Below are 13,085 nucleotides of genomic sequence, written 5' to 3' on the forward strand. Positions count from 1 at the left end.
CTGGGACCGGGGGCCCGCCGCCCCCGGTCCTCTCGCGTTCCCTAGGCTTGGTCGATGAGCGGACGCGAGCGCGAGCCGGACACACCCGCCTGGCAGCTCGCTCTGGAGCGCAGCGTCCGGGTCGGGATCTGCTCCTGGACCGACAGGTCGATGCTCACGCCCGGCGTCTACTACCCGCCTGGCGTGAACACCGCCGAGGGGCGCCTGCGGTACGTGGTCGAGGACTTCCCCGTGCTCGAGGTCGACTCCACCTACTACGCGCTCCCCGCCGAACGCAACGCGGTCGCCTGGGCGGAGCGGACCCCGCAGCCCTTCGCCTTCAACGTGAAAGCCTTCTCCCTCCTCACCCACCACCCGACGCGGCCCACCGGGCTCCCGAAGGCGCTGCGAGAGGCGCTGGACCTCACCGACGAGAAGAAGAACCTCTACATCGGGTCGGTCCCCGACGAGGTGGTCGACGAGGTTTGGTCGCGGTTCGCGAGCGCGCTCGAGCCGCTGCGCGAGGCGGACAAGCTGACCTCGGTGCTCTTCCAGTTCCCGGAATGGTTCGTCCCGTCGAAGGACAACCGGGCCTACATCGTGCAGTGCCGGGACCGGATGACGGACCTGCTTCCCGGTGTGTGGACCGCGGTCGAGTTCCGCAACGGGCGCTGGATGGACACCCCGGAGCAGCAGGAGAGGACGCTCGGCTTCCTCGAGCGCGAGGGGCTCCCTTACGTTTGCGTGGACATGCCGCAGGGGTTCCGCTCGTCCATCCCCCCGGTGGTGGCGGCGACGGCGGACCTGGCGATGGTCAGGTTCCACGGCCGCAGGTCCGCGACGTGGGAGAAGAAGGGGATCAGCGCTCGGGAGCGGTTCCGGTACGACTACTCCGCCGACGAGCTGGCCGAGTGGGTGCCCGGCGTGACCCAGCTGCGCGAGAGCGCCCGGGAGGTCCACGTGATGATGAACAACTGCTACCGCGACTACGCCGTTCGGTCGGGGAAGAAGATGACCCAGCTCACCCTGGAAGCGACGGGCTCTGCGTGAAGGACCTGATCAGATAGACGAGCTCCCCCGGCGTCATCACCTGGACGTCGTGCAGTGACTCGAGCCATTCGATCCGCACCCACGGGTGCCTCTGCCCCAGCCTGCGGGCGCACTCCTGCTTCGCGGCGACCACCGCCGCGGTCTTCTCGTCGTTCACGTAGCCCTGCGCGAGCACGCACATGACGGGGCAGCGCACCCGGTCGTACGCGGCCACCACGCGCGCCTCCCACATCTGCCGGACGATCGCCATGTGGTCCTCGACCGACGTGCGCCGGCGCATGATGCCGTCCTCGCCCACCACGAAGGAACGCTCCACGACGGGCGCGAGCAGGTTCCAAGGCAGCATCGACTGCTCGCTGCGTATCCGCGCCGTCAGTAGCTCGGGTGGCCCTTCGAGGTGGGGGGGCCGGAAGATCTGCTCGGTCAGCTCCCAGGTCAGGCCGAGGTCCTGGAGGTCTATCACCCCGCCGTCCACGCAGACGATCCCCGGACACCCCTCGCGCGAGATGGCGTGTCCGAGCGCGACCGAGGCTCCCCACGAGTGACCCACTACATAGGGGTGCTGCAGTCCGAACGCGTCGACCACGGCATCGAGGTCGTCCACGAGCGCCTCGACCGAGTAGTCACCGTCCGGGGGGTCGGTCGACCGTCCGTGGCCCCTCTGGTCGTAGGCGACGACGCGATGCTGGTTCGCGAGCAGCGGAGCGACGGCGTCCCACGTGCGCAGGTTGGAGCCCAGACCGTGGACCAGGACCACCGGGTGCCCCTCCCCTCCGTGGTCGGCTACCGCCAGTTCGATCCCCGACCCCGTGCGAACGACGTCCTCGCGCATGGGGCCGACGCTATCACCGCCGAGCCGCGCTATCGGGTCCCGGTCCTCCAGAGGCGGAGGTACGGCCAGGCCTCCAGGTCCAGCCCGATCCCTCGGCGGGCGAGGACGAGATCCGGCGGCTGCCACAGGGGGACGTACGGGGCTTCCGCCGCGGCCAGTGCCTGGAGCTCGCGCAGGTGCTGGCTGCGCGCCCCGGGATCGGTGGCCCGGCGCACGGCCGCGATGAGCTCGTCCGCCCGCGCGCTCGCGTACCCGGTGCCGAGGCCGGCCGCCGCCGCCGAGCCGAGGAACGGGGCCAGGTGGTCGAGCGGGTCCAGGACGTCGGGGAACCACCCGAGCAGCCATGCCTGGTACTCGCCGGCGGAGAACGAGCTCCTGAAATCGCTCCAGCCCGCCTCCCGGACCGAGACCGCGAACCGCCCGGTCGCCTCCAGCTGGCGGCCGAGCTCCTCGGCCGCGCGCTGCTCGTCCGGGCCGTAGTGGTCCGGGGTGTACCAGAGCGTGAAGGCTACCCTCTCTCCATCCGGCACCCCCGCCTCCCGCAGGAGGGCGGTGGGGTCGCCGTCCGCGGCGGCCCCGGCGTGCTCACGGAACCGAGGCGGCAGGAGGCTCGTCAGCGGCGTGCCGCCCTGGGTCCGGGCCAGGGCCGCCCGGTCCACCGCGGAGGCGACCGCACGTCGGACCGCTACCGCGTCGAACGGGGGGCGGGTGGAGTTGAAGGCGAGGAAGCGCACGGACGACGGCGGGGCCTCGTGGACGACGAGGGCCGTGTCCTCGGCGTCGAGGCGTCGCACGTCGGCCGGGGCCAGGCTGCGCAGGACGACGTCCACCTCCCCCCCGCGTACCGCCGTGGCCAGGTCCCGGGCGGTCCGGAAAGGGCGCACGACGACCCGCTCGTGGGGCGGCTCGTGGCGCCACCATCCAGGCCAGGGGACGAGCTCGAGGGAGCCGTCCGGACGGTAGCCCTCGCTGGTGTACGGACCGCTCCCCACCACCACATCGGCGCCGGCCCGGCTGCCGGGCGGGTACGAGCGCGGGGAGACGACGGAGGCCGCGGGGTGGGCCAGTCGAGCGGGGAGTGACGAGTCCGGCGCGGCCAGTTGGACGACGACGGTCCGGGTGTCCGGGGCCTCGACGGACCGTATCCCCCAGGTCGGCTCCTCGGCGTCCTGGAAGAGCAGGAACGAGGGCGCCGCGTCCAGCGTCCGGACCCTCTCGAGCGACCAACGGACCGTCTCCGCGTCCAGGGGGGCGTTGTCGTGCATCCGTTGCCCTGAGCGGAGCGTGAAGGTGTAGGACATGCCGTCGGGGGAGACCGTCCAGGACTCGGCCACGCCGGCCCCCGGTTGCACGGCGTCGTCGAGGGAGACGAGCGTCTGGTGGGTGTTCGGCAGCAGCGCGTAGGCGCACAGGTAGTCGTAGCAACCGGCCGGGTCGAGACCGGAACGGCGCTCGGTCGTTCCCACGACGAGGGGCCGAGGTTCGGGTTCGGACGCGTCGGAGCACCCGCTCACCAGGACCAGCATCACGAGCGCCAGGCGCACGACCAAAGGCGGACCTCCTCGGCGTCATCGTAGGCGGGCCGACCGCGCGCGCGGGCTCACCCTGGGCCCGCCGTCCCCCGGATGGGGGGCCCGGGAGGACCTCGGATGCGCTAGCCCCCCGCCCTCCTGGCCGGCCGATACAGTTGAGGAGGGATGCTGCTCATCCGACACATGGAGCGGGATGGCAGCCAGGGAGCAACGCGGCACCGACGAGAGCAAGCGCCTGCGAGAACTGGTCGCGAGGGGCTTGATCTCCTCCGACCAGGCCCGAGAGGTCGTCGAGCACCGAAGGGTGAGCGGCGGACGATCCGTCCCCCGCCTTCTGGTCGAGCTGGGGTTCGTCGCGCCCGAGGAGACCGGCGAGGTCCAAGCCGCCTGGCACGGCATCCCCTACGTCGACCTCGGGGACCGGGTGCCCGATCCTGCCGCTGCCGTGATCCTGCCGGAGACCGTCCTGCGTCGGTACGGCGCCGTCCCCCTCGCGTTCACGGACGACGGGCGCCTGACGATCGCGATCTCCGACCCGACGAACGTGATCGCCATCGACGATCTGCGGACGCTGGCCGGACGCGAGCTCGACATCGTCGTCTCCTCGCGCTCCTCGATCGCGGACATGCTCGACCGGATCCGGAGCCTGGACCGGTCGGCGGAGATGCTCCTGCAGGAGGCCGTCCCCGTCGAGGAGGTCGACGAGGTGGCGATCGGCGACTCCGACACGGACGCGGCCCCGATCGTGAAGGCGATCAACCACATCATCGCCCAGGCCGTCATCCAGCGGGCCTCCGACATCCACATCGAGCCGCAAGAGGCGGAGGTGCGCATCCGCTACCGCATCGACGGGGTGCTGCACGACATGATGAGGACCCCGAAGTCGCTGCAGGCCGGGTTGATCTCGCGCCTCAAGATCATGTCGAACCTGGACATCGCCGAGCGCCGGGTGCCGCAGGACGGACGGATCTCGGTCACCGCGGAGGGAAAGCGGATCGACCTCCGCGTGGCCACCGTCCCCTCCGTCTGGGGCGAAGAGGTCATCATGCGCCTGCTGGACAGCTCCAACACCGTCCTGGAGCTGGAGGACCTCGGCTTCCTCCCCTACGCCCTCGAGCGCTTCCAGAGGTCGTTCACGAAGCCCTACGGCGCGATCCTCGTCACCGGCCCGACGGGGTCGGGCAAGTCGACGACCCTGTACGCCACTCTGAACGTGATCAACGAGACGACCAAGAAGATCATCACGGTCGAGGACCCGGTGGAGTACCGGCTCCCCGGGCTCACCCAGATACAGGTCAACCCGAAGGGCGGGCTCACGTTCGCGCGCGCCCTCAGGTCGATCCTGCGATCCGACCCCGACGTGGTGATGGTCGGCGAGATCCGCGACCGGGAGACCGCCGGGATCGCCATCGAGGCGGCTCTCACCGGACACCTCGTGCTCTCGACCCTGCACACCAACGACGCTCCGTCCGCGGTGACCAGGCTCGTCGAGATGGGGGTCGAGCCGTTCCTCGTCGGCTCGGCGCTCGACTGCGTCCTGGCCCAGCGGCTGGCCCGACGGTTGTGCATGCGGTGCCGGGAGCCGTACCAGCCCACGGAGGAGGTCCTGACGGCGAACGACATCCCCTGGGACGGCGACCCGCCCACCCTCTACAAGCCGGCCGGCTGTCCGCACTGCTCGAAGACGGGGTACCGCGGGCGCGTCGCCCTGGTCGAGGTCATGCCGGTGACCGAGGAGATAGAGCGCATGATCTGCGAGCGGCGGACCACGGAGGACATAAAGACGGTCGCCCTCGACCAGGGGATGCACACGCTGCGCGACGACGGGATCGAGAAGATCGTGGCCGGCCTCACCAGCGTGGAGGAGGTCTTCCGGGTGGTGGACGGGGGCTCCCGCAAGTCGCAGCGGCAGCGCGCGAGGGGTCAGCTGCGCGTGGCCTCATCCAGGCAGGAGGCTCAGGGGGGCTCGGCCCAATAGCGACAGCCGGGCTCGGAAGCCCGGCTGCGGCGGTTCGCGGAGGGCGTCAGTTCGCCTGACGTTGCAGCATCCGCTCGTGGCGACCCTGGTGGATCGCGGGGAACTCCTCGCTGATCGACGTCCCCAGCACCCCCTCGCGCATGGCGACGAGAACGGCTTCCGTGCGGCTGGAGACCCCCAGCTTGGCCAGGATCTTCGAGATGTGCGTCTTGACGGTCTCCACCCCGATGTCCAACCGGCGCGCGATCTGCTTGTTCGGGAGCCCGAGCGCCAGGAGGCGGACGATCTCCTGCTGACGGTCGGTCAGGACCGGTCCGGCGTGCCGCTCGCCTCGGGCGAACGCCGACAGGCTCTCGACGATCACGGACGCGATCGTCGGGTGCAGGAGCACCTCGCCGGCTGCGACCCGGCGGACCGTGTCCGCGAACTCGTCCACGGACACCGACTTCAGCGTGAACCCGTCGGCCCCCGCGGCCATGGACCTCTCCACCTGCGTCGGCGACACCCTGTCCCCCACGAGGAGGACCCGCTTGCACCTCATCGGTCCCTTCAGCTCGGCGATGATGGAGGCGCCCTGCTCACCCACGAGCTCGGCATCGAGCACGCCGACGTCCACCTGCAGGTCGACCGAGAGGCGCGCCGCCTCCTCGGCTGACTCGGTGTGCGCGACCACCTCGATGTCCTGCATCGCGTTCATCGTCTGGGCCAGCGCCTGGCGGAGCAGGCGGGCTGGGTGGACGACGATGACCCTGAGCACTTCAGTCACTTTGGCACCTCCCTAGATCCCGTTCCCCGCTACATCGGCACGAGCATGGTGAACCTTTAGCCCATTCGGGCTAGGGCAGATGGCCCGGTTGGGGGAGCCCCTGACGTAGGAGGGCCCCCGGCCGCGGAGCGGCCGGGGGCCCGGAGTCCGGATGCGGCGCGGTCAGCCGACCAGACGGCGGCGGACGTAGCCGGCCAGCCCCAGGATCGTCAGCCCGAGCCCGGCCGTCGCGGCCGCGAACGGGCCGGTCTTCGGCAGGGCGACGGCTGGGAACCCGGGGTTGTTGCTGACCTTCCCCGGCGTCACCTGGGCGAACGCGCCCGAGCTCGCCAGCTGCACCCGGACGGGCGGCAGCGGGCTGTTGAAGAGGCTGATCGACAGGACGCTCGACGTGGCCTGCGCCGAGTGGGCGCCCTGGGTGGTCGCCACCTGACCCGTCTGGATGGTGATCGCGAGCGCGTCGCCGATCGGCGCCGGCAGCCCGCTGAGCAGGGTCAGGTTCTGCGACGGGCACGCCACCCGCTGGGTGATGTAGTCGGAAGGCTCGACCGTCAGCAGGTTCAGAACCTTCACGTCCACGAAGGCGCAGTCACCCGTGGCGGAGGCTGTCCCGCCGAGCACGCTCGCCTCGGAACGCGCCTGGGAGACACGGATCTCCGCGACCCCGCCGAGGACGTCGATCACCACGTCGCCGCTGACCGACTTCGCGCTGACCCCGGTGTCCGAGGTCGAGATGAGCTCCTCGCCCGGCGCGACCCGGACCGCGACGAGCGGGGCGGCGTCCAGCTGGGCCTGCAGGGTGGAGACGATGTCCCTCACCGGAGCGGGAGCCAGGCCCTCCACGGTGTCGAGCACCTGGTTGACGGCCGGGACGCTCTTCACAAGCGTCTGCGTCGCCGTGACGTCCACGGCCACCTCTCCGAAGGTCTGGCGCAGCGCCGGGTAGGCCGTTGACCCTCCGGCTTCCCGGACGAGGTCGCAGGAGGCGAGCCCGATGCCCCCCGTCAGGACAGGGGCCAGCGGGGCCGGGAGCGGCAGGGCCGTCTTCTGGTCCGAGATGTTCTGCGTCCCGGTGCGCCCGTCGCACGAGGCCTCGGCCTTGGCGAGGTTCGGGATGACGATACCGGTCGAACGGGCCAGGCCCTGCGGGTTCGCGGCCGGGGTCGACCCGCCCGTCGTGAACCCGGCGAGCCGGTTCCCGAGGAAGTCAGCGGCCGGCTTCAGCATCCCCGTGCCGACCGAGGTCCCCTCCTGGATCGGGACCGGGAAGCCCGAGTTGGAGCTCTGCAGCTCGCGCGTCGTGATCTTCTGCTGGAAGAGCGACTCCTCCAGCACCTTGCTGTCCGGGCTCGCGTCGATCCCCCGCGATCCGAGCTTCGCCCGGTCGAGGCAGTGATCGGTGCCGTCGATCCCCACCGTCCCGCTCGTGCAGGGAACCAGCATGTCCGACGGGATGACCGGGACCAGGACGTCCCTCTTCTCCCGCCCGTAGGCGACGTAACCCGCCCCGTCCCCCATGGTCACGTCGGCCAGCCCCTCGACGGCGATGTAGAGGGCGCGACCGTGCGTGGCGCCGACGCCCCGTTCCGACGTCAGCTGCTCGATCGTGCTCCCGGTCGCCTGCAGCCGGGCCGCGGCCGGCGAGGCCAGGGCCCCGAAAGCCAGGACCATCCCCAGCGCAGCCGCCATCGACCTCTTCTTGTATCCCCAGCGCCTCATCGCGTCCTCCGTTCCATCCCCCGGCCCCCCCGGGCCGGCGGGTGCTAGTCCGAACAAACTAGTCCACCTGCTCCAACGACGTCCAAGGGTGACGGGTTACGGCCGTCACACTCCCGGCTTCACATCACAGGTAACGCCGGTCACCGTGGTCCCCACCGCGCCGGTTCCGACGTCGGTGGGCTCGAACGAGCCGTCTTGTCCGGTGATGTCCTGCACGTCCACGTTGAGGTGGACGTGCGATGGGTCTGCAACCAGCACCTGGCCCTCCTCGTGGGGGGCGTGCTCGGCTGAGCACCCGCTGACCGCGACGTACGGGGACGGGTGCTCACCTGTGTAGGTGTCGCCGCCGGCCCGCCCGGTGCCCGAGACCGAGACCAGCTGACCGTGGCTGTCGCCGAAGACCGAGATCGCCACCGGCGCCCTGGCCGAACCCCGACCGGCCAGGGCCACCAGATAGGCCGAGGACGCGGCATCCTCGCCCGCGTCACCGCCGAGCGCCGAGATGGAGACGGTGCACTCGTTCTCCAGGTCGGAGTGGGGGCCGCCGGCGGTCCCCGTGCCGCTGGCGCACACGATCGATCGGTCTGCCTTGCCGTTCCCGCTCACGGCGGCCATCGGGAGGGTCCCAGACGCCCGGGCGTCGCCCTGGGCGGAGACCGCCACCGTGCCGTCCGCGTCGTCCCCCGCGGCGTGGCAGGCGACGGCGTCGTCGAAACCGGTGCTCACCAGGGGGATCCGCACGCAGTCCGCGTGGGCCGAGCCCATCCATGCGCAGACACCGGCGGCGACGGCGAGCGCGGCCGACGCGGCGAGGGTCCGGGGGTCCTTCACAGCGATCCTCCTCGAAACTCGGTGAGACGTGTTTCGTCGCCTCGTCCTCGCGTCCTGCCGCCACCCCCTGTCGCAGCCGGGAGATGTCCGGGTTGAGGGGGTTCGGGCGCTACGGACGTGCGGTGGCGGCGTCAGCCGGCGCTGAACCGGCGCGTGGCCGTGCCTTCCCGAAGCCACGGCTCCCCGCGGTCCAGGACGCGGATCCGGGCCGGGGAGGCCAGCCAGGCATCGGCGTCCGCCGACGTCCTCCACTCGCTGAGCACCACGAAGGAGGGCTGGTCGTCCCAGGCCTCGGCCGCATCCGCCCAAAGGACCCCAGGAGCGGCTCGGGCCGACGAGACCATCTCGGACAGCAGGGCCCGGTACGCCTCGGCGTGCCGGGGGTGGACGGCGTGGCGCTCGTGGATCAGGACGCTGGTCGCCACTAGCGCAGGGGCGGACGATCCCCGACGCGAACCCGGACCGTCGTCCGGGTGAAGCCGTCGCCGTCCGCACGCAGGAGCTCCACCGGTACCTCCTCGCCCACGCGCCGCACGGCGATGAGGGAGACCAGGTCGGTCATGCTGTCGACCTGCTCGCCGCCGAAGCGCACGATGATGTCGCCGGGCGCGATCCCGGCCTCGTCGGCCGGTCCGCCCGGGAGGACCTCGGTGACCCGTGCGCCGGCGCTGCCGCCGAAACGGCGCGCGGTCTCAGCGTCGATCGTGGCGCCCGTCACCCCGATGTAGGGGTGGGTGGCCCGGCCCGTGGCGATCAGATCGTCCGCCACCCGCCGAGCGATATCGATCGGGATGGCGAACCCGATCCCTTCCGCACCGACGTCGGGGTCGACGGCGATCATGCTGTTGATCCCGATCAGCGCCCCCTGGCCGTTCAGGAGCGCCCCGCCCGAGTTCCCGCGTGTGATCGAGGCGTCCGTCTGGATCAGGTCGACGAGCTGGGCCCCGCTGGGCGACCGGGAGGTCCGCCCGAGGGCGGACACGATCCCGGACGTCACCGAGTGGCTCAGGCCCAGCGGGGAGCCGATGGCTACGGTGAGCTCTCCGACCCGCAGGTCCTTCGAGGAGCCGAGGGGCACGGCGGGCATCTCCGGACGTTCTACCTTCACCACCGCGATGTCCGTGTCGAGGTCGGACCCGATCAGGCGCCCCTCCAGCTGCTCGCCTGAGGCCAGGACCACCTCAACCGCTGTCGCCCCCTCCACCACGTGGGCGTTCGTGATGATGTGGCCGTCCGACCGGATGATCACCCCCGACCCGGCCCCCCTCGCCTCCTGGGGGCCGAAGACGCCGGTGCGGGTCGTCGTCGTGTTGATGTGCACCACGGAGGGCTTCGCGCCCTCCGCGATGGCGACGACCCGGTCTCCCGCCGTCCCATCGCCGCGCAGCGCGGGCGCCCTCTGCTCGATCACCGTCGGCCGCGAGCCCGCGACCGAGAGCAGCCCGGCGACCAGCAGCCCGGACACGATCGCTCCCACGAGTCCGCCCACCAGCGCCGGCCGCTTCCAGGCCGCGTCCTCCGTGGGGGCCGGTCGGGACCCCTCGTCGGGGACCCACTGAGCCGTCTGCGGGTCCCAGACACGCCGGATGGGGCGCTCGTCCCGTCCCTCCCACCACGCGGGGGCGGGAGGGGGCGACTCGGCTGCAGCTGGTGGGTGCTCCCAGGGGAGCCGCCCACGCGGGCGCGCCTCCTCGTCCGGACCCGGGCTCTCGCCGCCGAGCGAGGGGTCCGTCCCCTCGGAGGGGATGGCGTCCACGTCGGACGGTCCGGGTTCCTCGTTGCTCTCCGGCTCGGGCTCCCAGGGGTGAGACATCGTTCCTCCAGCGTGGACCAGACGAGGGCTGGTGTCGACAGCACGACGAGCCGGAGCCGTCGCCGACGTTCCGGCGGGTAGGCTACCCCGACGTTCGGCGGCACATCCAGGAGCACGATGGCGGGCTCATCCACTTCGCCAGCGGTCGGCATCCCTTCCGAGGAGGCGGACCGTCTGGTCGCGGAGGCTCGCGAAGGGAACCAGGACGCCTTCGCGAGCCTGTTCCGCGCGAGCCTCCCGATCGTCTTCAGCCACCTGCGCAGCCGATGCCGGGACAAGACCCTGGCCGAGGACCTGACCTCCGAGACGTTCATGCGCGCGCTCCGGGCGATCGGAGGGTTCGAGGGGGGGTCCCGGGACTTCCTCGCCTGGGTCCTGCGGATCGGACGCAACATCCACCTCGACCACGTGAAGTCGGGGCGGGTGCGCTGGGAGACGGTCGTGGAGGAGCTCCCGGTGGAGCAGGCGACCTCCAGCCCGGAGGCGGAGGCGCTGGGACGGATAGAGGGAGACGAGCTGAGGGCGGCGCTCGCGGAGCTGACGCCTGAGCAGCAAGAGGTCCTCCAGCTTCGCTTCCTGCACGGGCTCCCGATCGCCGAGGTCGCGGTCGTCGTCGGACGCAACGAGGGAGCCGTGAAGGCGCTGCAGTTCCGGGCCTTGAAGTCGCTGGCGCGCGTCCTCGCCGCGCGAGGGATCGGAGCGGGGCCGTGACCCGAAACCTGGCACGCGGACGGCTCGTTGTCATACTTGCAGGGCGCGTTCGCGCCGCAGCCGACGATGAGCGAGACCACCCCCACACCAGACCGCGACACCAAGCCGGCCGGCGGGGCCGGCTGGCTCCAGCGTCTCTACCGGGTCCCGGTCCTGGGGGCGCTCGTGTACCTGCTGTTCCCGCCGAAGGTGTCGAACCCGTCGGTCGGGAGGCGGGTGCTGTCCTGGAGCTCGGGCCTGGCCGCGGTTATCGGCCTGGGGATGGTCGCCTACCCCTACGCCGGGCACCGGTACCCCTTCTTCCTCCGCGTGCCGGTGGAGAAGGCCATCGAGTGGTCGAACTTCCTCAGCGACATGCAGACGAACAAGATCCAGCGCGACCTCGACACCAGGTGGGCTCAGGCCATGGCCTCCCAGAAGACGCTGCTGGGCGAGGGCGACCCGCTCACGAGGATCCAGATCCCGAGGATCAAGCTCGACATGCTCGTGGTCGAGGGCACCTCGGAGTCGGCGCTGAAGGCGGGCGCCGGCCACTACCCCCACACACCCCTGCCCGGGCAGAGGGGCAACGTCTCGATCGCCGGTCACCGCACGACGTACGGCCGGCCGTTCAACCGGGTCGACGAGCTGCGCGTTGGCGACGTGATACGCCTACACACCCCGAAGGGGGTCCACGTGTACCGGGTGGAGCGGGACCCCTGGGTGACCCACCCCAGGGACTGGTCCGTCGTGGGGCCCACCGAGGAGGCGGTACTCACGCTCACCACCTGTCACCCGAAGGGGAGCGCCCGGCAGCGCCTGATCGTCCGGGCCCGGCTCGTCAAGAGCGAACCCGTCCGACAGGCCATCTGAGCGCCATGCGGGGGGCGAGCCTGATGGTGGCGCTGGCCCTCGTCTCGCTCGGGTGTTCGGGGAAGTCGGCCACCCCCTCGATCGTCGTGGGCACCGCCTCCCCCGAGCCGGCCCCGGTGCAGGAGGAGCAGGTCGGGGAGCCGGAGATCCCGGCCCCCGAGGTCGAGCCCGACCCAGGTCTCGCCCGGGCCACCGGGTCCGGACCTCGGGGCGCGTCGGCGTGGACGGGCGCGGTGGACGTCCCCGGTCACCTCCTGTTCTTCCTGGTCATCGGGTCGGACGCACGTCCGGGCCAGAACGTGGAGCGGTCACGGGCGGACGCGATCACGGTCGCGGCGGTCGATCCGGCCACGAGGCGCGGGACGGTCCTGGGGATCCCGCGGGACGCCTACGTGAACGTGCCCGGGCACGGACAACGGAAGATCAACTCCGCCCTCGCGCTGGGTGGACCGCAGCTGCTCGTTCGGACCGTCCGGGAGGTCACCGGGCTGCCCATCTCCCACTTCGCCCTCACGGGCTTCGAAGGCATGGTGCGGATGGTCGACGAACTCGGTGGCCTCGACGTGAACGTGCCCCGCCGGATGAACGACCGGAACTCAGGAGCCCGGTTCGAGCCCGGATGGCACCACATGGACGGTCGCCAGGTCCTGGCCTTCACCCGCAACCGCAACCTCCCCGGCGGGGACCTCGAGAGGGCCGCGAACCACGGCCGGGTGGTACTGCACGCCCTCGAGAAGCTGCGGGCGGAGACCTCGGACGAGGCCGGGGTCCGACGGTTCCTGGGTCATCTGATGCGGCACGCGAGGCTGGACATGTCCATGGGGGAGGCGGTCCGGTTCGGGTCGCTCGCGCGGAACCTCGACCCCCGCGAGCTCGTGGCGGTCGTCGCCCCCGGCCGTCACGGCAAGGCGGGCAGCCAGAGCGTGGTCTACCTCACGGAAGAGGCGTTCAGGCTGTTCAGGGACGTGGGAGCCGACGCCGTCGCCGATGGCCGGACCCAGCCCTCCAACCCCTCGCCGACC

12 protein-coding genes are annotated in these 13,085 nt (G+C 71.5%); 5 read left to right on the forward strand and 7 right to left on the reverse strand.

The genetic code is table 11. The features are described 5' to 3' along the window. The first annotated feature begins 54 nt into the window (after nucleotides 1-54). Nucleotides 55-1,029, forward strand: a complete 975-nt coding sequence (locus VM840_11965) for a DUF72 domain-containing protein (protein HVL82293.1) — start codon at nucleotides 55-57, stop codon at nucleotides 1,027-1,029. On the opposite strand, the gene VM840_11970 is transcribed toward VM840_11965, so the two are convergent. Together VM840_11970 and VM840_11975 are read right to left on the reverse strand one after the other, a co-directional pair. Beyond that, nucleotides 1,001-1,861, reverse strand: a complete 861-nt coding sequence (locus VM840_11970; GenBank protein ID HVL82294.1) for an alpha/beta fold hydrolase — start codon at nucleotides 1,859-1,861, stop codon at nucleotides 1,001-1,003. The two genes, VM840_11965 and VM840_11970, sit on opposite strands and share 29 nt — an antisense overlap. Before the next feature lie 29 nt (nucleotides 1,862-1,890). After that, nucleotides 1,891-3,405: an ABC transporter substrate-binding protein gene (locus VM840_11975; GenBank protein HVL82295.1), complete on the reverse strand. Its 1,515-nt coding sequence runs from the start codon at nucleotides 3,403-3,405 to the stop codon at nucleotides 1,891-1,893. Between the two features lie 181 nt (nucleotides 3,406-3,586). Between VM840_11975 and VM840_11980 the strand changes: the two genes are divergently transcribed. Continuing rightward, on the forward strand, nucleotides 3,587-5,371 hold the full coding sequence (locus tag VM840_11980; GenBank protein ID HVL82296.1) for a GspE/PulE family protein: 1,785 nt from the start codon (nucleotides 3,587-3,589) through the stop codon (nucleotides 5,369-5,371). A gap of 46 nt (nucleotides 5,372-5,417) precedes the next feature. Here the strand turns inward: VM840_11980 and VM840_11985 are convergent, their stop codons facing one another. From VM840_11985 to VM840_12005, 5 genes are all read right to left on the reverse strand, one after another. Beyond that, nucleotides 5,418-6,137, reverse strand: coding sequence for a response regulator transcription factor (locus tag VM840_11985; GenBank protein HVL82297.1), 720 nt, complete (start codon nucleotides 6,135-6,137; stop codon nucleotides 5,418-5,420). Nucleotides 6,138-6,299: 162 nt separating this feature from the next. Next, nucleotides 6,300-7,856 (reverse strand): hypothetical protein, encoded by a 1,557-nt coding sequence (locus VM840_11990; protein ID HVL82298.1) that lies wholly within the window; start codon nucleotides 7,854-7,856, stop codon nucleotides 6,300-6,302. 105 nt (nucleotides 7,857-7,961) lie between these two features. Next, a complete protein-coding gene (locus VM840_11995; protein HVL82299.1) occupies nucleotides 7,962-8,687 on the reverse strand; it encodes a hypothetical protein in 726 nt (241 codons plus the stop codon). 131 nt (nucleotides 8,688-8,818) lie between these two features. After that, nucleotides 8,819-9,112, reverse strand: a complete 294-nt coding sequence (locus tag VM840_12000) for an antibiotic biosynthesis monooxygenase family protein (GenBank protein HVL82300.1) — start codon at nucleotides 9,110-9,112, stop codon at nucleotides 8,819-8,821. Beyond that, nucleotides 9,112-10,500 (reverse strand): trypsin-like peptidase domain-containing protein, encoded by a 1,389-nt coding sequence (locus tag VM840_12005; GenBank protein ID HVL82301.1) that lies wholly within the window; start codon nucleotides 10,498-10,500, stop codon nucleotides 9,112-9,114. Before VM840_12005 ends, VM840_12000 begins: the two co-directional genes overlap by 1 nt. 117 nt (nucleotides 10,501-10,617) lie before the next feature. On the opposite strand from VM840_12005, the gene VM840_12010 reads away from it, so the two are divergent. The 3 genes from VM840_12010 to VM840_12020 form a co-directional block, all read left to right on the forward strand. Further along, on the forward strand, nucleotides 10,618-11,211 hold the full coding sequence (locus VM840_12010; protein ID HVL82302.1) for an RNA polymerase sigma factor: 594 nt from the start codon (nucleotides 10,618-10,620) through the stop codon (nucleotides 11,209-11,211). Between the two features lie 27 nt (nucleotides 11,212-11,238). Continuing rightward, the gene (locus tag VM840_12015; GenBank protein HVL82303.1) at nucleotides 11,239-12,063 is read left to right on the forward strand and encodes a class E sortase; all 825 of its coding nucleotides are present in this window, start codon (nucleotides 11,239-11,241) and stop codon (nucleotides 12,061-12,063) included. 5 nt (nucleotides 12,064-12,068) lie between these two features. Beyond that, on the forward strand, nucleotides 12,069-13,085 hold a 1,017-nt coding region (locus VM840_12020; protein HVL82304.1), incomplete at its 3' end, for an LCP family protein.

The organism is Actinomycetota bacterium, assembly GCA_035540895.1.
In the GTDB taxonomy this organism is placed as follows: Bacteria; Actinomycetota; JAICYB01; order JAICYB01; family JAICYB01; genus DATLFR01.

Coding starts and splice junctions, on each gene's coding strand:
- VM840_11965 (HVL82293.1), top strand. CDS start 55: ATGAGCGGACGCGAGCGCGAGCCGGACACACCCGCCTGGCAGCTCGCT.
- VM840_11970 (HVL82294.1), bottom strand. CDS start 1,861: ATGCGCGAGGACGTCGTTCGCACGGGGTCGGGGATCGAACTGGCGGTA.
- VM840_11980 (HVL82296.1), top strand. CDS start 3,587: ATGGCAGCCAGGGAGCAACGCGGCACCGACGAGAGCAAGCGCCTGCGA.
- VM840_11990 (HVL82298.1), bottom strand. CDS start 7,856: ATGAGGCGCTGGGGATACAAGAAGAGGTCGATGGCGGCTGCGCTGGGG.
- VM840_12005 (HVL82301.1), bottom strand. CDS start 10,500: ATGTCTCACCCCTGGGAGCCCGAGCCGGAGAGCAACGAGGAACCCGGA.
- VM840_12010 (HVL82302.1), top strand. CDS start 10,618: ATGGCGGGCTCATCCACTTCGCCAGCGGTCGGCATCCCTTCCGAGGAG.